The sequence below is a fragment of the Rhodovulum sp. ES.010 genome, assembly GCF_900142935.1.
Lineage (GTDB): Bacteria > Pseudomonadota > Alphaproteobacteria > Rhodobacterales > Rhodobacteraceae > Rhodovulum.
Genome location: NZ_FSRS01000002.1, coordinates 62,708 through 83,186, shown reverse-complemented (window position 1 = coordinate 83,186; position 20,479 = coordinate 62,708). Strand labels below are relative to the sequence as shown.

General features: G+C 67.1%; 21 protein-coding genes and 1 pseudogene. 13 read left to right on the top strand and 9 right to left on the bottom strand.

The window, feature by feature from the left end:
* Window positions 1-267: 267 nt before the first annotated feature.
* On the bottom strand, window positions 268-441 hold the full coding sequence (locus BUR28_RS20265) for a hypothetical protein (RefSeq protein WP_175566989.1): 174 nt from the start codon (window positions 439-441) through the stop codon (window positions 268-270).
* 280 nt (window positions 442-721) lie between these two features.
* Here BUR28_RS20265 and BUR28_RS18745 point away from each other — a divergent pair, with 280 nt between their 5' ends.
* The 8 genes from BUR28_RS18745 (at window position 722) to BUR28_RS18710 (ending at window position 8,562) form a co-directional block, all read left to right on the top strand.
* Window positions 722-1,366: an acyl-homoserine-lactone synthase gene (locus tag BUR28_RS18745; protein WP_074221784.1), complete on the top strand. Its 645-nt coding sequence runs from the start codon at window positions 722-724 to the stop codon at window positions 1,364-1,366.
* 223 nt (window positions 1,367-1,589) lie between these two features.
* Window positions 1,590-1,793 carry a hypothetical protein gene (locus BUR28_RS19725; RefSeq protein ID WP_139307659.1) on the top strand — a complete coding sequence of 68 codons (204 nt, stop codon included), beginning with the start codon at window positions 1,590-1,592 and terminating at the stop codon, window positions 1,791-1,793.
* A gap of 203 nt (window positions 1,794-1,996) precedes the next feature.
* Window positions 1,997-3,186, top strand: a protein-coding gene (locus tag BUR28_RS18735) for an IS3 family transposase (RefSeq protein WP_139307446.1) whose coding sequence is annotated in 2 segments (ribosomal slippage) — window positions 1,997-2,249 and window positions 2,249-3,186 — 1,191 coding nt in all. Because the reading frame shifts where the segments join, the coding sequence is not laid out codon by codon here.
* Window positions 3,187-3,411: 225 nt separating this feature from the next.
* A complete protein-coding gene (locus BUR28_RS18730) occupies window positions 3,412-3,855 on the top strand; it encodes a helix-turn-helix domain-containing protein (RefSeq protein WP_074221783.1) in 444 nt (147 codons plus the stop codon).
* 241 nt (window positions 3,856-4,096) lie between these two features.
* The gene (locus BUR28_RS18725) at window positions 4,097-6,055 is read left to right on the top strand and encodes a site-specific integrase (RefSeq protein ID WP_074221782.1); all 1,959 of its coding nucleotides are present in this window, start codon (window positions 4,097-4,099) and stop codon (window positions 6,053-6,055) included.
* Window positions 6,052-7,401 carry a hypothetical protein gene (locus tag BUR28_RS18720; RefSeq protein WP_074221781.1) on the top strand — a complete coding sequence of 450 codons (1,350 nt, stop codon included), beginning with the start codon at window positions 6,052-6,054 and terminating at the stop codon, window positions 7,399-7,401. Before BUR28_RS18725 ends, BUR28_RS18720 begins: the two co-directional genes overlap by 4 nt.
* 280 nt (window positions 7,402-7,681) lie before the next feature.
* Window positions 7,682-8,041, top strand: coding sequence for a hypothetical protein (locus BUR28_RS18715; RefSeq protein ID WP_074221780.1), 360 nt, complete (start codon window positions 7,682-7,684; stop codon window positions 8,039-8,041).
* Between the two features lie 83 nt (window positions 8,042-8,124).
* Window positions 8,125-8,562, top strand: coding sequence for a hypothetical protein (locus BUR28_RS18710; protein WP_074221779.1), 438 nt, complete (start codon window positions 8,125-8,127; stop codon window positions 8,560-8,562).
* 133 nt (window positions 8,563-8,695) lie between these two features.
* Here BUR28_RS18710 and BUR28_RS18705 read toward each other — a convergent pair whose 3' ends face one another.
* From BUR28_RS18705 to BUR28_RS18670, 8 genes and pseudogenes are all read right to left on the bottom strand, one after another.
* A complete protein-coding gene (locus BUR28_RS18705) occupies window positions 8,696-8,995 on the bottom strand; it encodes a CcdB family protein (RefSeq protein WP_074221778.1) in 300 nt (99 codons plus the stop codon).
* Window positions 8,982-9,245 (bottom strand): hypothetical protein, encoded by a 264-nt coding sequence (locus tag BUR28_RS19720; protein ID WP_139307658.1) that lies wholly within the window; start codon window positions 9,243-9,245, stop codon window positions 8,982-8,984. The genes BUR28_RS18705 and BUR28_RS19720 overlap by 14 nt, the downstream gene beginning before the upstream one ends.
* Before the next feature lie 672 nt (window positions 9,246-9,917).
* Window positions 9,918-10,118, bottom strand: a pseudogene (locus BUR28_RS19145) (IS5/IS1182 family transposase); the annotation flags it as partial.
* 189 nt (window positions 10,119-10,307) lie between these two features.
* Complete coding sequence (gene galE / locus BUR28_RS18690) at window positions 10,308-11,294, bottom strand: UDP-glucose 4-epimerase GalE (protein WP_074221777.1); 987 nt, start codon at window positions 11,292-11,294, stop codon at window positions 10,308-10,310.
* On the bottom strand, window positions 11,282-11,848 hold the full coding sequence (locus tag BUR28_RS18685) for a D-glycero-alpha-D-manno-heptose-1,7-bisphosphate 7-phosphatase (protein WP_074221776.1): 567 nt from the start codon (window positions 11,846-11,848) through the stop codon (window positions 11,282-11,284). Before BUR28_RS18685 ends, galE begins: the two co-directional genes overlap by 13 nt.
* Entirely contained in the window at window positions 11,845-12,558 is a 714-nt protein-coding gene (locus BUR28_RS18680; protein ID WP_074221775.1) for a nucleotidyltransferase family protein, read from the bottom strand. The genes BUR28_RS18685 and BUR28_RS18680 overlap by 4 nt, the downstream gene beginning before the upstream one ends.
* Window positions 12,558-13,544 (bottom strand): GHMP family kinase ATP-binding protein, encoded by a 987-nt coding sequence (locus BUR28_RS18675; RefSeq protein ID WP_074221774.1) that lies wholly within the window; start codon window positions 13,542-13,544, stop codon window positions 12,558-12,560. Before BUR28_RS18675 ends, BUR28_RS18680 begins: the two co-directional genes overlap by 1 nt.
* On the bottom strand, window positions 13,541-14,749 hold the full coding sequence (locus BUR28_RS18670) for a glycosyltransferase family 4 protein (protein WP_254813822.1): 1,209 nt from the start codon (window positions 14,747-14,749) through the stop codon (window positions 13,541-13,543). The genes BUR28_RS18675 and BUR28_RS18670 overlap by 4 nt, the downstream gene beginning before the upstream one ends.
* A 234-nt stretch (window positions 14,750-14,983) precedes the next feature.
* Here BUR28_RS18670 and BUR28_RS18665 point away from each other — a divergent pair, with 234 nt between their 5' ends.
* Genes BUR28_RS18665 through BUR28_RS19715 form a run of 5 tightly spaced genes read left to right on the top strand, consistent with a single transcriptional unit; the run spans window position 14,984 to window position 20,178 of the window.
* A complete protein-coding gene (locus BUR28_RS18665; protein ID WP_074221772.1) occupies window positions 14,984-15,562 on the top strand; it encodes an SIS domain-containing protein in 579 nt (192 codons plus the stop codon).
* Window positions 15,563-15,592: 30 nt separating this feature from the next.
* On the top strand, window positions 15,593-16,723 hold the full coding sequence (locus tag BUR28_RS18660) for a polysaccharide pyruvyl transferase family protein (protein WP_074221771.1): 1,131 nt from the start codon (window positions 15,593-15,595) through the stop codon (window positions 16,721-16,723).
* A gap of 1 nt (window position 16,724) precedes the next feature.
* A complete protein-coding gene (locus tag BUR28_RS18655) occupies window positions 16,725-17,972 on the top strand; it encodes a glycosyltransferase (protein WP_074221770.1) in 1,248 nt (415 codons plus the stop codon).
* Window positions 17,969-18,820 (top strand): sulfotransferase family 2 domain-containing protein, encoded by an 852-nt coding sequence (locus tag BUR28_RS18650; protein WP_074221769.1) that lies wholly within the window; start codon window positions 17,969-17,971, stop codon window positions 18,818-18,820. Before BUR28_RS18655 ends, BUR28_RS18650 begins: the two co-directional genes overlap by 4 nt.
* Window positions 18,817-20,178, top strand: a complete 1,362-nt coding sequence (locus BUR28_RS19715) for an oligosaccharide flippase family protein (RefSeq protein WP_074221768.1) — start codon at window positions 18,817-18,819, stop codon at window positions 20,176-20,178. The genes BUR28_RS18650 and BUR28_RS19715 overlap by 4 nt, the downstream gene beginning before the upstream one ends.
* The last annotated feature ends 301 nt before the right edge of the window (window positions 20,179-20,479 follow it).

The following is a 20,479-nucleotide window of genomic DNA, read 5'->3' as shown; positions in this document are numbered from 1 at the left end:
CCCTGATTTTCGGCGATTGCATCTGGCGATTTTCGTGATTTCAATGGGTTAGATGCCTGCAGGTTAGTGAATTCTGCGGCCTCTGTCATCACACGCGGCCGGCGAATGGCGCATTGAAGCGATGGTGTTTCACCTGGTAGCGTCGCCACATAATGTACACGCGCATCACCAACCGCTCGAACCTGCCGTCCTTGACGCAGCCGCCTGATCCGCGACATACCGGAGACGCCGCTCGGGAATTTCCACAACACTCGCGACACGACCAGGTCAAGTATCATGACCGGGTTGTTCTGAGTCCTTCTGTAAGGCACCAATCAAGCCAAGACAGGCAAGCCGCAGTCGATCGTCGCCGATCATGTCGACATTGGCCAATACCTCCTCGCAGACCTCTAACAGAAGCGCGGAAGCGTCGAGTTCGTGGCCTTGACCTAGCTTCTTCATGAGGTACAGAGTTTTCTGTGACAATTGAAGAACCAAGACATACTAAAAGAAGTACAGTCTTTTCAGAATTCACCAGATATGGGGAGGGTCGTGTCGCGAAATTGTGTGCCCTAGCCATAGACTCTGAGAACGGATCCGATAGCTTCCCAGAAATTAACGTATTGTTATAAAACATCTTTCCAAGGCGTTAACCGGCGTATCGCACGGTCGGTTAGCAGGCTGGTAACCAGAGTAAGGGTAGCTTTCCCTCAGCACAGAACGTGAGAGGGATACCCCCGATATGCTGCGTTACATCTATGCCGACAGCCTGCACAAATTTCCGCTCCTGCGCGACACGATGTTTCGTGACCGCGCGATCCAGTTCAAAGAACGGCTCGGATGGGACGTCTCGGTGAACGACCGCGGCGAGGAGCGCGACCAGTATGACGCGCTAAACCCGCTCTACGTGATCTGGGAGCAGGCCGACGGCCGCCACGGCGGCTCGATGCGGTTCCTGCCGACCACGGGGCGCACGATGATCAACGAACACTTCCTGCACCTGACCGATGGCGTGCGGGTCGAAAGCCCGCTGATCTGGGAATGCACCCGGTTCTGCCTCGCCCCCGATGCCGGGCGCGAAACCTCCCAGGCGCTGGCCCTCGGCGGCGCCGAGGTGATGGCCAATTTCGCGGTGGAGCATTTCATCGGGGTCTTCGACCGGCGCATGGTGCGGATCTACCGGATGCTGGACATCGCGCCCGAGGTGATCGGCTCGACCGGCGAAGGCAAGGAGATGATCGGCGTCGGCCTGTGGCAGATGCGCGAGGAGTTCTTCCCCGGCGCGCTGGCCCGGCTTGGCATCACGCGCGAGACCTCGTTGAAGTGGTTCCACCAGTCCTTTTCGGACGCCGCGCCCGAAAAGAAGCGGATGCTCGAGGCCGCCTGATCGCATTGTCGGCTCTTCAACGGCAAAGGTGTATCACTCATACGGCGATCACGCGCCAAAGCAGCAGAGGAACAGCGACGCGAATGCAACTTAAGATTGTGTTTTGATGGTTTATGTGTTTTTTTCAGTGGTATGCTGGTGGTGAGTGATGCTCCTGTGGATAGCCACGGGGTAGGGGAGTTGACATGGACTAAAGCGTCGATTCTTGGCGCAAAAGGTGGAGATGGCCTATATGAAGCATGCGTGGTTACTAGACATCCTTGGAGATATCAAGAAGTATTCTAAAAAAAATGGACTACCAAAGCTTGCGGAAGAGCTAGCCGCCTGTGAAGCGCTTGCGGCTATAGAGATATCGGAAAATGAAACGAAAAACGAAGACGATAGAATCGTATGTATTTATAATTCTCATAAAAAGCAAATTAACTGATTTATCTCTTCGACTTCTCTTCTCCCAGTTTGCTCTTCCACGCGTAGTGATCAGCCCCACCTGAGTAGTCCGCTTTGAGTGTTAGCGCATGGGCAACCTTTGGTCCATCAGGATTGACCTTCCCCCGCGATTAGGGCCGGTGACCTGCCACGGGATTTTTCCTCCACCTGCGATTAGAGTCCGACCCAAGGAGGGGACGGACAATGAAGCGAACGAGATACAGCGAAGAGCAGATTATCGGCATCCTGGCCGAGCATGAGGCCGGGGCGAAGTGTGCCGATCTGTGCCGCAAGCACGGCATGTCGGAGGGGACGTTCTACAACTGGAAAGCCAAATACGGCGGCATGACGGTGTCAGAGGCCAAACGGCTGAAGGCGCTCGAGGACGAGAACGCCAAGTTGAAGAAGCTGCTGGCGGAGCAGATGCTGGATCTGGCCGCGATGCGCGAGCTGGTTTCAAAAAAGTGGTGACGCCCGTCGTGAAGCGCGAGGCGGTCGCGCATCTGAAGGCCCGGTTCGGGCTGTCGGAACGACGGGCGTGCCAGATTGCCGGCGCGGATCGGAAGACGATCCGCTACCGGTCGCAACGCGCACCCGACACGGAACTGCGCGGCCGATTGCGGGAGCTTGCCAACGAGCGTCGGCGGTTCGGCTACCGGCGGCTCTTCGTCCTGCTCCGGCGGGAGGGCGAGCCCTCGGGGATCAACCGTATCTACCGGCTTTACCGCGAGGAAGGGCTGACCGTCCGCAAGCGGCGCGCGCGGCGCAAGGCCATCGGCACCCGCGCCCCGATCCTGGTCGAGGCGCGCGCAAATGCCCGTTGGTCACTGGATTTCGTCCATGACCAGTTCGCGTGCGGGCGGCGGTTCCGGGTGCTGAACATCGTCGATGACGTCACGCGCGAATGCCTCGCCGCGATCCCGGACACGTCGATCTCCGGCCGGCGCGTCGCGCGGGAGCTGACGGCGCTGATCGAACGTCGCGGCAAGCCGGGAATGATCGTGTCGGACAACGGGACGGAACTGACCTCGAACGCGATCCTGAAGTGGTGCGCCGAGAACCGGATCGAATGGCACTACATCGCGCCGGGCAAGCCGATGCAGAATGGCTTTGTCGAGAGCTTCAACGGCCGGATGCGGGACGAGTTCTTGAACGAGACGCTGTTTCGTAACCTCGCCCATGCCCGCGACCTGATCGCCGCCTGGGTCGCCGACTACAACACCGAGCGCCCCCATTCGGCCTTGGGCTATCAGACCCCGGCTGACTACGCGCAGACCCTGACCACCGCAATCGCCCGACCCGCTGCGCGAGATGAGAGCTCCGCGCGTCGGGCGATTGCTCAACCCGCGCCATTTGGCGTAAACACCAACCGGGCTCCGGTCGCGGCTGGATGAAAGATCAGTGGCAGGTCACATGGCCGCGTAACTAACCGTAACCAGCCTCCGGCAAACTCGGAGAGGTTCAGTTGGGTGGGTGTCAGTTCACCCGGAGATTACGCCGCCCTCAAATTTCCACCAACTCCGCGACACGACCCTTCCTAGAGCCTGGGAACACTCTGTTTCCGATTCGGCGCTTTCCGGACGTTTCCGGCGGGCGGGGTCGGAACGCATTTCCCCGGCATGCAGAGGCTTGCCGAACAGTATCTCACCGTCGCGGATGTCGCCGGCCGCTGGCAACTCGGGGCCCGGACCGTGCGCAATATGCTCAGGGACGGAACGCTGCCGGCGGGGCGCCTGAACCGGGAGCACCGGATTCGGGCCGCCGATATGTGGTCCTGCGAACGGGGGCCCTTTCCTAGAGGGGCCGCACAGGCCCGCGCCCTCGCGCCGCTGATGACCGTCTGCGATATCGCGGCGCTGGTGCGCGTCGATATCCGCACGGTCGAGCGCTGGCTCGGCGAGGGGCTGCCGACCCGCAATGTCGGCACGAATGTCCGCATCGACGAGGACAGCGCTCGGGCCTGGATACTGGCCCACAAGGGCCTGACCCTCCCGCCCTTCGAGGCCCCGGAAGAGCCACGCCGACGTCCGCGGGCGGGCCGCTGCAAGGGGGGCAGGGCATGATCTTGCACAGCTTGCACAGGCAGATCGCCGACAGGGGCGGAAAACTCCCGACATTTGCACGAACAGCCCCGAACACGCATCGGCGTTCTGTTCCGGCCCGTTCCTGCAAATCGCGGAAGATCGCCGACAGGATGTGCAAATACCCGACATCGCGCCCGGTCCGTCCGCGCCCCTTTGCCGGGGGCCGCGGACGGTCCCGGCGCTGCCCTTTCCTTCCCCCGACCTTCAGGAGTACAGCCTCATGAAACACGATCCCCTGGACAGCACATCCGGCACACCGGTGGCGGACAGCAAGCCCTACTGGTCCGAGTTCCTGGCCTGGGCCGAGACGAGCGGCGAAGCCTACGCGACCCTGTGCGAGATCCGGAAAGTGCCGGCGCGTCTCGGCATGATCGACGCGGATGCCGGGCTGATCCCGGCCGATCTCGGGTATTTCGAGCGCACGATCGCGCCCTCGAGCTTCGCCGCCGTGTCGAAAACGAAGGACCTCTTGGCGGCGCGGGACCGGTCGAACGCCCGGGTCCGGAGCGCGCTGAAGCGGTTTCTCATGGCGCGCGAACCTGCGCGGCAGGTGACGGGCCGCGCGGCCTGGGACCGGCTGCTCGGCCATGTCGCCGACAACGCCTCGCCCCCGGGCAAGGGCGGCACCTGGAATGTCAGCGCCGTGCGCGCGCTCGAGACCCTTCGCGCGCGCTCGCCCGTTCCGCCGCAGGGGCTCGTTCAGGCCGTCGTGGACCGGATGATGAAGGACGCGGGGGCCGGCAAGCGCCGGTCGATCGGCGTCGGGCTCCGCTTCCTGAATGATCTCGTCGCGAGCCGCGATGCCCACCCGGACATCGCGCAGTTTCTTCCCGTGGCGCAGATGTCCATCCCGGCGGGATCGAGCCGGGCGGCACCCATCGCATGGGACAGCCTTCCGGCCGCGTTCCGCGACTCCTGCGAGACCGTCTTTCGCCGCGCCATCGCCAATCCCGCAGACATGGTGGCGGAGGCCCGCGCGCGGATCGCGGCCGGAGAGGATCCGCTGGCGGTCCATCGCGAGCTCGAGAAACGAAACCGGAAGCGTGGCAAGGGCCCCGGCAACGACGAAGTTGCGCGCGAGCAGTATCGCCGCGCGGTCACCTGGCTGGTGCGCGCCGCGGAGGCCCGCGGGACCCCGCGCGTGACGCTCGGCGCAATCACCGACGTGATGACGTTCGACATCATCGACGCCGCCGCGCAGGACCAGATCGCACGATCACGGTCCGCCGACGACCTGAAGGATCCGGAGACATCCCAGACGCTTCATAACCGCTTGCTCCCGCTGCGGATCATCGCGCGGCACGGGCTGCGGTCAAAGAAGTTGGTGAAGGCAATCAAGCTTGTCCAGAAACTTCACAAACCCTGCATCGTCGAGCCGGGGCGGGACGGTCTTGTCAAAGAGATAGATGAGTATTGCCGCCAGTTGCAGCACAGCCCGTCGATGGCAACCGCGCTCGTGAACGCGCCGGCAACGATCGCGCGGAAGGCGGAGGCGGAGCTCGAGACGGCCAGGGCCGCGGGGCACGCAGCGCGCGAGCTCAGCGCGCTGCGGCTCTACATGGCCGCGGTGATGTTCGCGATCCAGATGTCCCGCCCGATGCGGACCTCGAACCTGATCCGGGTGCGCCATCGGTCCTGTGAAACCGCGAAGGGCAACCTGACCTGGATCGCGAAACGGGAACATGCGGAACTCCGCTTCCCGCCCGGCGAGATCAAGAACAACGCGACCGTCACCGTTCACGTCGTCGACGAGGATGCGGCCGTGCTCTGGCGCTGGATGACCGAGCTGCGCGCCCGCTATATCGAGCTGCGCGGGATCGACGACAGCGTCTACATCTTCCCGGGCGAGGCCAGGCCTCGTCTGACGAAGCGCGGCGTGAACCTGCCGCGCGGTTGTCTCGCGCCGAGTTCGGCGGACGCGATCTGGGACGAGGGGGCGGACGTGATCGGGGTGCGGCTCACGCCGCACATGGCGCGCCACAGCGTGGCCACCCTGTGGCTGGCCATCGAGCCCGGAAATTATGCGAAATGCGCGAGCATCCTCGGGGATACCGAAGAGACGGTCCGCAAGCATTATGGCCGGGATAGCGGTGCCGCGGCGGCCTGCCAGGTGCGCAAGGTGCTTCAGGCCCGGCATCCCGGGCTGTTCAAGACACTCCAGCGGAGGCATCAGACATGAGCCGTGTTCCGCTGGAGACCCATCTGGTGTCTGTCCCGCCCGCTGTCCGCGCCTCGATGCTGGCCGCCCGCGACGACCTGCGCCCGGGGGCGGCTGCCGTGGTCGCCCGCTTCTTCCGCATGGTTGCCGAGCGGGGCGAGCACTGGACCGCGCCGTCCCGCGCAAGCTTCGACGCCGCGGCAACATCGGAATCGACGCTGCATGGCTTGCTCACGACCCTGACCGAGCACGCCCCCGGGGTCGCGCTCGGCCCCGGGCGCGAGACCCGGCGCGCGTGGTATGAACGGCGTCCGGGGAAAGGCGCGCCGCGCCGGAGGGGGCCGTCCCCCCTGCCGAAAGAGGCCCCGCAAGGATGGCCGGAGGTCTGGCGGGGGCTCTATCCCGGCCTGCGCGCGGCGCCGATCAAGACGAGTTCGAAACGGCGCTACATCGCGTCCCTGAACCGGCTGGCCGACGCCCTGGCGGGAACGGACGCCCCGCCAGAGCCGGGGTTCTATGCGGCATGGTGCTGTTACGAGGATCTCGCCGGACAGGGCATCACGGCGCGCACCATCGGCGGGTATCTCGATGCGCTGAACGCTCTGGCCAAGCATGGCGGACGCGACAAGCCGGCCCGCGCCGGGCTGATCCGCGTCCGGACATATGTCGGCCGGCTCGCAAATCTCGAAGAGAAGGAAAAGGTGAACCGCATCCGGACCTTCGTCGAGCGTGGTGGCTTCGAGACGATCGCCCAGGCGATTGCCGGTTTGCGCGATGTCGCTGATGCCGCCCCCGGCTGGACGGCGACGGCAGAACGGGCCCGGCAGACCGCGGCGGTTCTGGCCGTTGCGATGAACGCCCCGGCGCGCACCGGGGATGTCGCCGCCTGGCGGCTCGGCCATGACCTGCGGCGCCACCCGGGCGGCGACTGGGAACTGGTCTGGACGCAGGAAAAGACCGGAAACGACGCGGATTTCGGTCTCCTCTGGCCGGAAATCGCCGCCATTCTCGATGACCTGATCCTCGCCGGTCGGCCAGACCGGCTCATTTTCCTGCGCTACGAAGAGCTCGTCGGCATGAACTGGCTGACGCTGCGCGAGGAAGGCTTCGCGTCGCGCTGGCCGAGCGAACAGGTGAAGACCGTGATCGGCATCCCACTCCAGGATGTCAGAACCATCGCTGCGGACTACCTGCGCTGGCACGATCCCGAGACCGCCGCCGCCACGGTGCAGGCCCTGCTCGGCCACCGCACCCGAAGGGCCGGGGACAGCTACCGCGCGATGACCGAAGGCGAGGCCGCCGCCCGGGACTGGGTCCGAATGCGACGTGGCATCGCGCGCTCGAACGGGAAGCGGCCCGGCCTGTAAAGGTGCGGCCGAAACGATGCCGATATATCGCGCTGCCCTGCCCGCGCGGCCTCTTCGGTGAGACCGCGCGATGCAGGGCATCGCGTTCCCTGAAACCCATCCGGTGCAACATCAACCCCCCGACTGCTGCCATCGAAGGCACCGGATTTGAGACTTCCCCGAGAAAGGAGGTGCCCGGGGTCTGATTGACGCCGTCGCACGGGGCGACGGTATGGCCGAGGAGCCGAACATGTCACACCGACAAAAGACAACAGCCACCACGGCGAACGGTGGCACGCATATGGCAGTCGTGCGTGCCTTCATCGCCGCGCATGCAGACGCCTTGCTCAATGCCAGCCACCTTCTGGGCGGCACGCCGGCACGACGGCGGTACGAGGCGCTGATCGGCGAGATCCGGGACGGCACCAAGCTGACACGCCGGATGCGCCAGGGCCTAGTCGATCTCCACGCACTGCTGACCCTGCAGCATGTGGGAGATCCCGACCGGATCGAAACGGCATGTTTCGCCGAAATCGACCCGGCCGACCCGGTGGTGGAAGACATCTGCTGCCTCGCGGCTTCGCTCCACGACCTGTTGGGCGAGATCGCACGGGGCACCAAGCAGGACGATCTGCCCGCAGCCGGTGCATTGGCAGCCTGACCCTCTCCAACCCTCCCGGCCCACCTTGGGCCGGGACCTTGACGACCACGCATGGTGCGCGGTCACACGAGAGGGGAAAACCCATGAAGAACGAACGGGCTCCATCGAAAACACTGGAAGAAACCGCGGCGGACGCGATCCGCCTCGGGCGCGAGGTGGCACTGCTTGCCCGGACCCTGCGCCCGGGCTGCGATGCGCGGGAGGTCGAATTCCTCGAGCGCTGCCTCGCACCGCTGCGCGACGGGCGCGTCTTCGACCGTCTCCACGAGGGCGGATTCGAAGCGGCGGTCGCACGGCTGCGGGTCTTGCGCGATGCCGAGGAACTGGGTCGGCGCCGCGAATTCATCGGCTTCGATGATCCGGAGGGCGATGCGGTCGGCGTCATCCAGGAAGTCGTCGAGTACAGCGACCGTGGGCGGGCGCTCGCGGGGCTCGTTGACCGTTTCGAGGCGTTCCTGGCCTTCCGTCAGGACGTGTTCGACCGCATTAAGGCGGAACGGTTCGTCCTCGGATTGAACTGATCAGCGACACCAAGTTAGTTGGTCGGTGGCCCCGGGTGGAGGAAGGCATAGCCCGGTCGAAGGCGGGGCCACCGGCATCAAGCCCCTTACCATGAATGTTGAAATCAGTGTTCCGCGCAGGCAAGAATGCCGCCTAAAGGCCCCACAAGATCGTGTTGAGACCGTCCATCACGTTCTGGCCTTCCTCCGGAGACAGTTGATGGACGGGTTTCAGGTGCCGCAAGAGCTGTGCATCGACGGTGAGCGGCATGTGCGCCCGAATGCGGTACGGATCGCCTTCGATCTGGATGTCGATGGTAAGCGGCCGCAGGGGAGGAAGTGCATCTGACGGCAAGATAGGCACCAGAACGACCGTGTTGAGGTCCAGTAAGTGTTGGGCCTGGACAACCAGATACAGGTCGGCACCGATCTTGAAGACATCAAATTTCTGCATCGGGCCAAGGATGATTCAGGGCCAGATGCGATCCCGGGATACCCTTGTTTTCAATATAAGCCGCTTCTACAGACAGCGCGGCTTCGTTTTCGCGGAACCAGGCAGCGGCGCGCTCCTGCGGGCTCCCAGTCGCCATGTCGGCAGCCACAAGTCCCTTTATGTAGTCGGTGGCGCTCTTCCCCCTGACCGCAGCCCACGCCATCAATCTGTCTTTTTCCTGTGGGTCCATTCTTATCGTGAGATTGGTCATGAACTCCTCCGTCTACGCGTTCGCACTAACAATTATAGGAATTCGTTGGTGCATCACAAGGCTTGGCAAGCATGGCGACAAAGGTGTTTGAGAGACACGCAACCTGACGCGTCCTTCTGAGAGGGCAGTGCTCCATTTGCGTGCGGGCTCTGTTGCAACCATCCAGAAATGTCGCTCGGGCTGCCTAATTCTGTCCAGCGGCGAGAGTGACATTCCTGCTTTGCTTAGGGGTGACATTTTAGCTTTGCGCCTACAGGCGCAAGCCGCATAAGGTTTGTTATGTCAAGTCATTTGCGTCGCCAAACGCCTCAAACCATGGTCTTTTCCACCACGGGCCGGTTCTCGGACAAACGCTCGGGTCATGGCCATGGGACTGCGCCACCCGGCCCCAGTGATGCGACGTGGCGCAAGCTTCCATCGCAACTACGCATGCCGGCTGCTCTGCCAAAAGTGTCATCAGGCGGATCCGCGATAATAAGCGGTTGTATAGAACCGCCCCATCCGCTCCGATTGCGCAGACTTGGAAGTCTGCCCTTCGCCAGGTCGATCGCCAGCATGCTGATCGTCGTCGTCATCGATGTGCCCTCCGTTCGGTTCCAATGGAACCATCATGGCATACGAGATGCCGCTGGGTGGGGGCATCCACCGCATCAGTTCAGATGGCCCGTGGGCGCGTCCCCCTTTTGAGAGGCTTCCCGCTGTGCGGTGTGCCTTGAGATACGTGCTGTCGGTCATGATGGTCTGGCCATCCGGTCCCGGTCGAGCGAACTCCACGAAGATCCTGGCGAACACGCCCATGCGCGACCAGCGGACGAACCGGTTGTAGAGCGTCTTGGGCAGCCCATACACGGCGGGCGCGTTCTCCCACTGTACGATCAGGACCCATAAATCCGCTTGAGGCTGCGCGGACTGCGTGATTCAAGCCGGTTAATGGGCCTGCCCCTAGAGATGGATGACGCGGTCTGGATCCCGACCATGTTCGCAAAGAATCGCGACCACCTTCTATGATGGTATGAGCGCTATTAGATTTTCGGCAAGACTGGCATCGAGAGACGCCGGCGCTCACCGGTCGCCATAGCCGTCCGGGTGGCCTTGATGCCAGGCCCAGGCGGTGGTGATCGTGTCCTCGATCGCGGTGTAGCGCGGCTCCCAGCCGAGCACCGTCTTCAGCTTGGTCGGGTCGGCCACCAGCGCGGTGGGATCGCCGGGCCGGCGGGGCGCCACCTCCTGCGGGATCGCGCGGCCCGTGATCTTTTCGCAGGCGGCGATGATCTCCTTGACCGAATGGCCCTGGCCGGTGCCGATATTGAACACCTCGGCCGTCTCGGGGGTCGTCGCCTCGATCGCGCGCAGATGCGCATCGGCCAGGTCACGGGTGTGGACGTAGTCGCGGATGCAGCTGCCGTCGGGCGTGGGGTAATCGGTGCCGAAGATCATGATCTTCTCGCGCTGCCCCAGGGCGGCCTGCAGCACCCGCGGGATCAGGTGGTTCTCCGGCCGGTGATCCTCGCCATGGGCGCCGTCGGGATCGGCCCCGCAGGCGTTGAAATAGCGCAGGAACATGTAGCCGAAGCCATAGGCATGGGCGAAATCGCGGACCATCCATTCCACCGCGGTCTTCGAGGCGGCATAGGGGTTCATCGGCTGCAGCCGCGTCTTTTCGGTCATCGGCACCTCGTCGGTCAGCCCGTAGGCCGAGGAGGTCGAGGAGAACAGCATCCGCCGCACCCCGGCCGCCCGCATCGCGTTCAGCAGCGACAGCGTGCCGCCGACATTGTTGCGGTAGTGATACTCGGGGTCCTTGACCGATTCGCCGACATCGGTGGCGGCGGCGAAATGCATGACCGCGTCGGCGCCGAACTCCGTCAGCGTGGCGGTCAGCTTGTCGGTATCGGCGATGTCGCCCACGACCAGCGGATGGTCCGCCACCGCCGCCGCGTGGCCCTGGACCAGGTTGTCATAGGCCAGCACCTCGTGGCCCCGCTCCGCGACATAGCGCAGGCAGGCGCTGCCCACGTAACCGGCGCCGCCGGTGATCAGGATGCGCATGGTTCTCTCCCGTTCAGAATGGTGCGCGCGGCCTCGGCCAGGTCCGCCGCGTCATGGTCGAAACAGTCCCTGTCATGGCCGAACCCGGCCCCGTAGCCCGTCCGCACGAGGATCGTCCGGGTCCCCGCATTGCGGCCGGCCAGCATGTCGGACACGGTGTCGCCCACCATGAAGGAGCGGGCGAGGTCGAGCCCCAGTTCGCGCGCGGCCTGCAACAGCATCCCCGGCCCCGGCTTGCGCATCGGGTCCTCGATCACGGTCGGATCCTTCTGGGTGGGCACCCGCGGGCAGAAATAGAGCGCGTCGATCGCCGCCCCCTCGGCGGCGAGCTGGCGGTTCATCTCGTCATGGACCCGGGCGAGCCCCGCCGCGTCGAGCCGGCCGCGGCCGATCACCGACTGGTTGGTGACGACCGCCACCGGGAACCCGGCCGCCCGCAGCCGCCGCACCGCCCCCGCCGCGCCGGGGATCAGCGCGACATCGGCCGGATCGGTCAGGTGATGCACCAGCTCGATCAGCGTGCCGTCGCGGTCGAGGAACACCGCCGGCCTCATCGGACCCGCCCCGCCGCCATGTCGGCCTCGGCCTGCGCCAGCGCCTCGGGGGTGCCGATGTCGCGGTGATAGCCGTCGAAGGCATAGCCCCGCATCCGCCCCACGAAGCGCGGCAGCACGTCGAAGCCGAAATCGAACGCCCCCATGTCCGCGATCTCGCGCCAGGCCTCCGCGTCCAGAACGTAGAGTCCGGCATTGGCAAGGTCACTGGCCGGCTCGCCGGGCTTCTCGACGAAATCGACCACCCTGCCCGCCCCGTCCAGCGTCGCGATCCCGCAGTTCCGCGGCGCGGGCGTGCGGAACAGCGCCATGGTCATCGGATCGTCGTGGCCCGCGTGAAAGGCGGCCAGGTCGGCCAGGTCGATCGCCGACAGGTTGTCGGCATAGATCACCACCACCGCGTCGGCATCGTCGGCGAAGCCGCGATTGGCCCGCACCGTCCCGGCCGAGCCGAGAAGGTCGGGCTCCCACGCTTCGCGCAGGGTCACCGCCCGGCGCGCGTTCTCGGTCTCGATATAGGCCCGGACCGTGTCCCTCAGGTGATGGGTGTTGACCAGCGCCGTGCCGATCCCGGCCCGTTCCAGCGCGTCCAGCCAGTAGGACAGCATCGGCTTGCCGGCGATCGGGACCAGGCATTTCGGCACCGTCTCGGTGAGCGGGCGCAGCCGCGTTCCAAGCCCGCCGGCCAGGAGGAGGGCCTTGGTCCGCATCAGAAGGCGTAGCGGTCCGAGATGAAGATCACGCGCGAGCCGCGCCGGTCGATCGAGAACGGCAGCTCGCGCGGGCGGCCCACCGCCGCGCGGATCGCCTCGTGGGTCTCGGGCGGCGCCATCACCAGGAGGAACCCGCCGCCCCCCGCCCCGAGCAGCTTGCCCCCCATCGCGCCGGCCGCGCGCGCGGCCCGGTACCACTCGTCCACCCCCTGGTTCGAGATCCCGAAGCCGAGCGAGCGTTTCAGCTCCCAGCCCTCGTGCAGCAACCGCCCGAACTCGGCCAGGTCCCCGCCGCCGCCCATGGTCTGCCGCATCTCGCCGGCCAGGTCGCGCATCTGGCGCAGCACGGTCATCTTGTCGGCGCTGCCCTCGGACTGTTTCTGCAGGATCACGTCGGCATCGCGCTGCCGGTCGGTGTAAAGCAACAGGATATGGCGCTCGAGCTCGTGCAGGAACTCGGGATCGGCCGGCACCGGTTCGACATCGACGCTGTGATCGGGGTTGAAGCGGATGTAGTTCACCCCGCCATGGGCGGCGGCGTACTGGTCCTGCCGGCCGATCGGCTTTTGCAGGATGTCGATCTCGATGTCGCAGGCCTCCCGCGCCAGGCGGTGCGGGCTCGCCACCTGCCCGCGATAGGCATAAAGCGCGTTCAGAAGCCCCACCGCCAGCGACGAGGACGACCCCATGCCGGTGCCGGCGGGCACGTCGCCCACCGTGGTGATCTCCAGATGCGGCCCCAGCCCGGTCAGCCGCAGCGCCTCGCGGGCGATGGTGTGCTCGATCTCGTCGATCGCCTCGGTGATCTCGACCCGCTTGTAGGCGACGCGCGTGGTCCGTTCGAAGCGCGGGCTGACGGTGACGTACATGTGGTGGTTCACGCCCACCGACAGCACCGCGCCGGGCTCGTGCCGGTAGAAGGCCGGAAGGTCGGTGCCGCCGCCGGCGAAACTGACCCGGTAGGGGGTCTGGGTGATGATCACGTCCTGGCCTCCAATGCGGCTCTGTACAGGCTCAGAAGCGGCTCCAGGCAGGTTCTGAGATCGAAGGTCTCCAGCAGGTGGGCGTGGCTCGCCTCGGCCAGGCGGTCGGCCAGCGCCGGGTCGCGTTCCAGCCGCATCAGCGCCTCGGCCAGCCCTTCGGCGTCGCCGCTCTCGACCAGCAGGCCGGTTTCCTCGTGGCGCACCAGGTCGGGGATGCCCACCAGCCGGGTCGAGACCGCCGGCAGGCCGCAGGCCATCGCCTCCATCAGCATCTGCGGCAGCCCGTCGACATCGTTGTCCGAGGCCCAGACGCAGGGCAGGCAGAACACGTCGCCCGTTTCCATGAAGGCGGGAATGTCCTCCTGCTTCAGCGCCGTCCCGGTCAGGGTGATCCGGTCCCCGAGCCCCGCCGCCGCGATCTGCGCGCGCAGCGCCGCCTCGTCCGGGCCGGAGCCGCCGATGGTGCAGGTGAAATCGACCCCCCTGCCCTTCAGGATCTCACAGGCCCGGATCAGCACGGGAAACCCCTTCTTCTCGACCAGCCGGCCGGCGGACAGGATATGCCAGGGCGCGCCCTCGGGCCGGACCCGTCGGCGGGGCGAGAAATGCGAGGTGTCGAGGCCGCAATAGGCGATGTGCAGCTGCTCGGGCCGGGCGCCGTTGCGCAGGAAGAAGTCGCGGTGAAACTCCGAGATGCAGATGATGAACGCCGCCCGGCGGATCTTGTCGGCCAGCGCCGAGCGGTTGCGGAACAGGTCGGCGGCATGGCCGGTGAAGCTGAAGGGCACGCCCAGAAGCCAGGCCCCGTACATCGCCACCGTGCCGCCCGAATGGATCCATTGCGAATGGATCTGGCTGACCTCCTCGTCGCGCAGCGTCGCGGCCCAGTGGCAGGCCACCGCCAGGTGCCAGATCCCCACAAGCCGGTTGCGCAGCGACTCCCGCTCGCCGGTCAGCGCGTTGCCGAGCGCGGCGAAGAACCGACGGCCGAAGCGGCCGGGCGCGGCCAGCACGTCGCGCGCCACCCGCCAGCCGGAAACCGGGTAGAGATAGCGTGTCCCGCGCTCCATCTCGGCGATGTCGGCGGAGGAGAAATAGGTCGCGGCGGGCCGGGTGAGCGCATGGAGGCGAAACGGAATGCCCGCCCGGGCCACGACGCGCAGCTCGTTGCCGACCCAGGCGTCGCCCACCCCCTGTGTGCTCATGTAATGAATCATGCGACCCATACCGCAGCGCAATGCAGGTTCCTCTTACTGGCCCGCCCCGAACCGGACAAGGGCGCACACCGGATCGGAGGACAGTCCCCTGCGGGCCGCCCGATTGTGGGCCGCCGCCGCCACAGTCGGCACGGTCCCCGGACGCTCACGGCTCCCTGCGTTGACAAGCCGGGCCGTCTTGCTTCACAGATCTGTGGGGGTTGGCATTTCGAAGGCATTTTCATGGCGGATGACGACCTCGACCGGTTCCTGACCTCCTACTACCAGCGCTTCGCCCAGGCGCTGCTCGATTTCGACAAGGGGCCGCTCGCGGACGTGCTGGCGGCCTTCGACGGGGTGACGGCGCGGGGCGGCACGGTCTGGGTCGCGGGAAACGGCGGCAGCGCGGCGATCGCCGATCACACGGTCTGCGACTGCTCCAAGGGCACCCATGTGGACGGTCACCCGCCGCTCCGGACGGTCTCGCTGGTATCGAACACGCCCATGCTGACGGCGCTGGCCAACGATCTTTCCTACGACGCGGTGTTCTCCGAACAGCTGAAATACTACCTGACCGACCGGGACGCGGTGCTGCTGGTCAGCTCCTCGGGCAATTCGCCGAACGTGGTAAGGGCCTGCGAATACGCCAACGACCGGGACGTGCCGACCATCGCCTTCGTCGGCTTCGGCGGCGGCCGGCTGTCCGAGATCGCGCGGCATGTCGTGCATATCGCGGTCGACAATTACGGGATTGTCGAAGACGCCCACCAGAGCCTGATCCACGCGCTGACCCAGTACATGAGGACCCGCAAGACGGGCTGACCCCCCGACCCGTTGAAAGGCGCACCGGCCATGACAGCACAGCCCAGCGGCTCTTTCGGATTCGTCTCGCCGACCGGGCCCGGCAGCCTGGGCGACCAGGCGATGCTGGACGCGGCCACCGCCCATGCGATCGCGGCCGGCCACCGCGCGGCGGTCTTTCCCCACGCGCCGGCGCTGCGCTCGGGGGCGCGGGTCTTCCACGGCCGGGGCCGGCTCGGGGTGGCGGCGGCGACGGCCAGGGGGCTCTGGGCCGCCTCGCATGCGGTCTATATCGGGGCCGACGTGCTGGACGGGGTGTATTACGCGAAATCGTCCCTGAAACGGCTGAACACGCTGCGCGCCGCGCATCTCCTGGGCCGCCGCACGCGGGTCATGGGGTCGAGCTGGTCGACGACGCCCGCCCCCGAGGTCATCGCCTTCCTCAAGGCCGCGTCGTGGCTCGAGATCCTGGCCCGCGATCCGGTCAGCCGGGGCCGGATGGAAGCGGACCTGGGCCGCGAGGTCCGGCTGGCGGCCGATCTGGGATTCTTGCTGCGGCCCGAGGCGAAGAGCCCCGCCGCCCAGGCCGCAACCGGCTGGGCGGCGGCCCGCAAGACGGCCGGCGCCACGGTCCTGGCCGCGAACCTGTCGGGCCACACGATCCGGACCCTGCCGGGCGCCTCCGTCGCCCCCTTCGCCGGCCTGATCGCGCGATGGCTGGAGGCCGACCCGGCCCGGGGCGTGGTGATCGTGCCCCATGACACGCGCCCCGGCCTGGGGGGCGACCTGGGCGTCTGCGCCGATCTCGCCGCGGCGCTGAAAGACCGGTTCGCCGACCGCCTCCACGTTCCCCTGGGCCCGCTCGACGCCTGGGACGCCAAGGCCATCGCCGGGGCGGTCGACCTGGTGCTGACCGGCCGGATGCATTTCGCGATCGCCGCGCTCGGCCAGGGCACGCCGCCCGTCTCGTTCGTCTACCAGGGCAAGTTCGAAGGGCTGATGCAGCATTTCGGGCTCGAGTCCGAGGGGCTGATGCTCGCCTCTGACGCGGACGGCACCGGCGCGCCGGGCAGCGCGGCGCTGGAGGCGGCCACCGCGCGGGCGGCCGACCTGCGCCGCCGGATCGAAACCGCCCTGCCCCGTGTCGTCGCGCTGGCGCGATCGAATTTCGAAGGTTTCTGAGATGGCGCCGGTCCCGACCCTGCTCGTCCTGCCGCGCTATCCCCATCCCGAAAGCGGCACCGGCCAGCGCAGCCTGCTGTTTTTGGACGCCGCCGCGCGGCTGGGTCCGGTGCATGTCGTCCTGACGGACGGGTCCGGCCCGCTCGAGCAACTGCGCGCGCGCCCCGGGGTCGGCTCGGTCTCGGCCCTGGCCAGCCCGCGGATCACGCCGGCTGGCCGGCTGGGCCGGGCGACGGTGGGGGCGACGCGGCTGATCGTGCCGGATCTCGCCTACCGCCCCGATCCGGCGCTGCGCGGCGCGCTGACGGCACTGGCCGGGACGACGGGCGCCCGGGCGGTGATCTTCCGCTACACCGCGCCGCATTGCGCGGCGGGGCTCGACGACCGCCCCGGGCTCCGGGTCATGGTCGATGTCGACGACCGGGACGACCAGAAATACGCCTCGCGGCTGGCGCGCCGCTTCGGAACCGCCTTCACCCGGTTCGGCCCCGCCGCGCCGTTCCTGTCCCGGCTGCGGGCCGTGTTGCGCCGCAAGCTTGCCCGCGCCGGGCTCGTCTGGTTCGCCGCGCCGGACGATGTCTGGCCGCTGGGCGGGGTGGAAACGCGGGTCCTGTCCAACGCGCCCCACGCCGCGCCCGACACCCCCCCGCCCCTCGACCCGGAGACCCGCGCGGTGCTGTTCGTGGGCTCCTTCGCGCACCGGCCGAACCAGGACGGGGTACGCTGGTTTCTCGAGCATTGCTGGGCGGATATCCGCGCCGCCTGCCCCGCGGCGCGGTTCCGCATCGTCGGCTCCGGCGACTGGCCGAGACTCGCGGCCGATTTCCCCCGGCTCGACGGGGTCGATTACGTGGGACGGGTCGCGGACCTGGAGGCGGAATATGCCGCCGCGCGGGTCTGCATCTGCCCGGTCCGGGAGGGGGGCGGCTCGAAGATCAAGGTGATCGAGGCCGCGGCCTTCGCCCGGCCCGTCGTCGGCTCCTCCCACGCGCTCCGCGGGTTCGACCCCCGGCTGACCGCCCATGCGGTGGGCTCCGACAGCCCGGCGGCGCAGGTCGCGGCCTGTATCGGCTATCTCCGGGATGCGCGCCGCGCCGAGGCCGACGGCCGGGCCCTGCACGCGGTGCAGCAGGCCGCCCATTCCCGCGCGGCGGCCATCGACGCGATCCGCGGCGACATCACCCTTGCACTCGCCGGCGAGGCGCAGGATGTCACGCCCGCCCGCACACCACCGGAACCGCCCCGATGATCATCAGCCCCCGTCACGGCTTCGTCTTCGTCCATGTCCCGAAATGCGCGGGCACCTCGGTGCGCACCCAGATCACCGCCTGCGATCCGGACCATGTCGCCATGGCCGAACCGGGCGACCACCCGGTCCTGGGCCCGATCGACTACGGCCATGTGCCGCTGTCGCAGCTGCGGCGGCATTTCCCGGCCGAATATGCCCAGCTCCAGACGCTGACCAGCTTCGCGGTGATCCGCGACCCCCTGCCCCGCTTCGGATCGTCGCTCAGGCAGATGCTCTGGCGCTACGAGAAGACGCCGATGACCCTGATCCCGCCCGACACGCTCCGGGCCCGCACCCTCGAGATCATCGAACGGGTGCGCGCCGAGATCGATGCGCCGGGCCCGCAGACGATCTTCTTCGCCCGGCAGACGGATTTCGTCTTCGACGAGGGGCGGCGGCTGATCGACCACCTGGTGCCGATCGAGCATGTCGGCGCCTTCCTCGCCTTCCTGTCGCAAAAGACCGGCACGCCGATGGACAGCGACCGCCGCAGCAACCAGAACGTCGACCTGCGTCTCAAGTGGCTGGGACCGGCCGCCTACCGGATGAACGACATCCTGCGCCGGCGCCTGCCGCTGGGCCTGCACGCGCGGATCAAGGACGCCGCACTCGGCCTGCTGGCCAGGAAGACCAGCGCGGCCGAGAGCAGCGGGCTGCTCGACATGCCGGAACTGCGCGCCTTCGTGGCCGAAGCCTATGCCGGGGATGCGGCGCTCTACGCCCAGGCCCGGGCCGAGGCGCCGGCGCTGCTGGCACGCTTCGCCGATGCCAGCCTGCCGCTCGGACCGAAGACGGTGACGGCCGGATGATCGCGAAACTGCAGGGCTATGTCGGCGGAGACGGCCTGGCGGCGCGCGCCCGGCGGGGCTCGGTGCTGACCGTCGTCGAGTTCGGCGGCGCGAACGTGCTGCGGCTCGTCTCGAGCCTGATCCTGACCCGGATCCTGTTCCCCGACGCCTTCGGCCTGATGGCGCTGATCGCGGTCGTCACGGGCGGCGTGGCGATGTTTTCCGATATCGGCATCCGGGCGTCGATCATCCGCCACGAACGCGGCGACGACCCCGAATACTTCAACACCGCCTGGACGCTTCAGGTGATCCGGGGCGTCTTCCTGAGCGCGATGATCGCGCTTCTCGCGCCGTTCGCGGCCGATTTCTACGACGAACCCCGGCTCGCCCAGCTGCTGCCGGTGGCGGGGCTCTCGGCGCTGATCGACGGGTTCACGCCGACCCGGGTGATGACCGCCGCGCGCCACCTGACGCTGGGCCGGCTGACCGTCCTCAACCTCGCCAACCAGGTGGTCACCCTGGCGCTGACCGCGCTGCTGGCCTGGTGGCTGCAATCGGTCTGGGGGCTGGTCTTCGGGATTCTCCTGGGCGGCATCCAGCGCAACATCTCGGCGCGGCTGTTCATGCCCGGCACGCCCAACCGCTTCACCTGGAACCGGGAGGCGGCGCGCGACCTGATCGGCTTCGGCAAGTTCGTCTTCCTCAGCACGATCGCGACCTTTTTCGTGCGCAACGGCGACCGGGCGATCCTGGGCAAGCTCATCGCGCTGGACCTTCTGGGCCTCTACAACATCGCGCTGACGCTGGCCTCGGTGCCGATGATGCTGATCGGCGCGCTGACCTCGAAGATCGTCTTCCCGCTCTACAGCCGGCGCAAGCCGCACGAGAACGCCGCCAACCGGCGCAAGATCTTCCGCGCCCGCTACGCGCTGACCGGGGTGGCCGTGTTCGGCAGCCTGCTGCTGGTCCTCCTGGGCGATCCGCTGGTCCGGTTCCTCTACGATGCGCGCTACGCGACGGCGGGCGGCATCACGGTCCTGATCGTGATCGGGTTCCTGCCCTTCGTGATCGTCTCCACCTACAACGCGATCCTGCTGGCCAACAACCGATCCGATCTCCATGCGCTGGTGGTGGTCTGCGATGCGGTCCTCAAGATCGGGGTCCTGTTTCTGGCAATCCGGTCCTTCGGGGTCGTCGGCGCCGCCTTGGCTCCGGCCGTCTCGACCCTGCTCCACTACCCGATCCTGATCGCGATGACCCGGCGCTACCAGGTCTGGGACCCGAAGCACGACCTCCTGTTCGCCGTCCTGTCCGTGGTGATCGCCGGGCTGGGATGGTGGCTTTACGGCGACGTGCTGAGCACGCTTGTGCCGAACTGACCCGCCAGGACGCGCGCTCCGCAATCCCCCGACGTTAGCGGCCCGCCCCGCCGGCCGCAACCTCCGGCCGCCTGGCCGAAGGTCGGTGTGAGGCGGGATTCCACCATCCCGACGGAGGCGATCGGCGATATCCCGCCCGCCAGCCCCCGGCTGTCGCAGGCCCATTGTCGTTCTCGGAATAACAATCCATGGGACGCCGCAAGTATTCCGCCGCGAATATGGACAACTCCCACCGAACCGCCCCCCTCTCGATGGGCTCAGCATAGCCACAAGTGACGCCCTGGTTTCGCCGCGCAAACCA

Excerpts from the sequence above, each read along its gene's own strand:
- BUR28_RS19720 (WP_139307658.1), bottom strand. The coding sequence starts at position 9,245 with ATGACCAATCTCACGATAAGAATGGACCCACAGGAAAAAGACAGATTG.
- BUR28_RS20265 (WP_175566989.1), bottom strand. The coding sequence starts at position 441 with ATGAAGAAGCTAGGTCAAGGCCACGAACTCGACGCTTCCGCGCTTCTG.
- BUR28_RS18665 (WP_074221772.1), top strand. The coding sequence starts at position 14,984 with ATGGCGGATGACGACCTCGACCGGTTCCTGACCTCCTACTACCAGCGC.
- BUR28_RS18720 (WP_074221781.1), top strand. The coding sequence starts at position 6,052 with ATGAGCCGTGTTCCGCTGGAGACCCATCTGGTGTCTGTCCCGCCCGCT.
- BUR28_RS18705 (WP_074221778.1), bottom strand. The coding sequence starts at position 8,995 with ATGCAGAAATTTGATGTCTTCAAGATCGGTGCCGACCTGTATCTGGTT.
- BUR28_RS18655 (WP_074221770.1), top strand. The coding sequence starts at position 16,725 with ATGGCGCCGGTCCCGACCCTGCTCGTCCTGCCGCGCTATCCCCATCCC.
- BUR28_RS18670 (WP_254813822.1), bottom strand. The coding sequence starts at position 14,749 with ATGAGCACACAGGGGGTGGGCGACGCCTGGGTCGGCAACGAGCTGCGC.
- BUR28_RS18710 (WP_074221779.1), top strand. The coding sequence starts at position 8,125 with ATGAAGAACGAACGGGCTCCATCGAAAACACTGGAAGAAACCGCGGCG.
- BUR28_RS19725 (WP_139307659.1), top strand. The coding sequence starts at position 1,590 with ATGGCCTATATGAAGCATGCGTGGTTACTAGACATCCTTGGAGATATC.
- BUR28_RS18660 (WP_074221771.1), top strand. The coding sequence starts at position 15,593 with ATGACAGCACAGCCCAGCGGCTCTTTCGGATTCGTCTCGCCGACCGGG.
- BUR28_RS18730 (WP_074221783.1), top strand. The coding sequence starts at position 3,412 with ATGCAGAGGCTTGCCGAACAGTATCTCACCGTCGCGGATGTCGCCGGC.
- galE (WP_074221777.1), bottom strand. The coding sequence starts at position 11,294 with ATGCGCATCCTGATCACCGGCGGCGCCGGTTACGTGGGCAGCGCCTGC.
- BUR28_RS19715 (WP_074221768.1), top strand. The coding sequence starts at position 18,817 with ATGATCGCGAAACTGCAGGGCTATGTCGGCGGAGACGGCCTGGCGGCG.
- BUR28_RS18745 (WP_074221784.1), top strand. The coding sequence starts at position 722 with ATGCTGCGTTACATCTATGCCGACAGCCTGCACAAATTTCCGCTCCTG.
- BUR28_RS18650 (WP_074221769.1), top strand. The coding sequence starts at position 17,969 with ATGATCATCAGCCCCCGTCACGGCTTCGTCTTCGTCCATGTCCCGAAA.
- BUR28_RS18680 (WP_074221775.1), bottom strand. The coding sequence starts at position 12,558 with ATGCGGACCAAGGCCCTCCTCCTGGCCGGCGGGCTTGGAACGCGGCTG.
- BUR28_RS18685 (WP_074221776.1), bottom strand. The coding sequence starts at position 11,848 with ATGAGGCCGGCGGTGTTCCTCGACCGCGACGGCACGCTGATCGAGCTG.
- BUR28_RS18715 (WP_074221780.1), top strand. The coding sequence starts at position 7,682 with ATGGCAGTCGTGCGTGCCTTCATCGCCGCGCATGCAGACGCCTTGCTC.
- BUR28_RS18725 (WP_074221782.1), top strand. The coding sequence starts at position 4,097 with ATGAAACACGATCCCCTGGACAGCACATCCGGCACACCGGTGGCGGAC.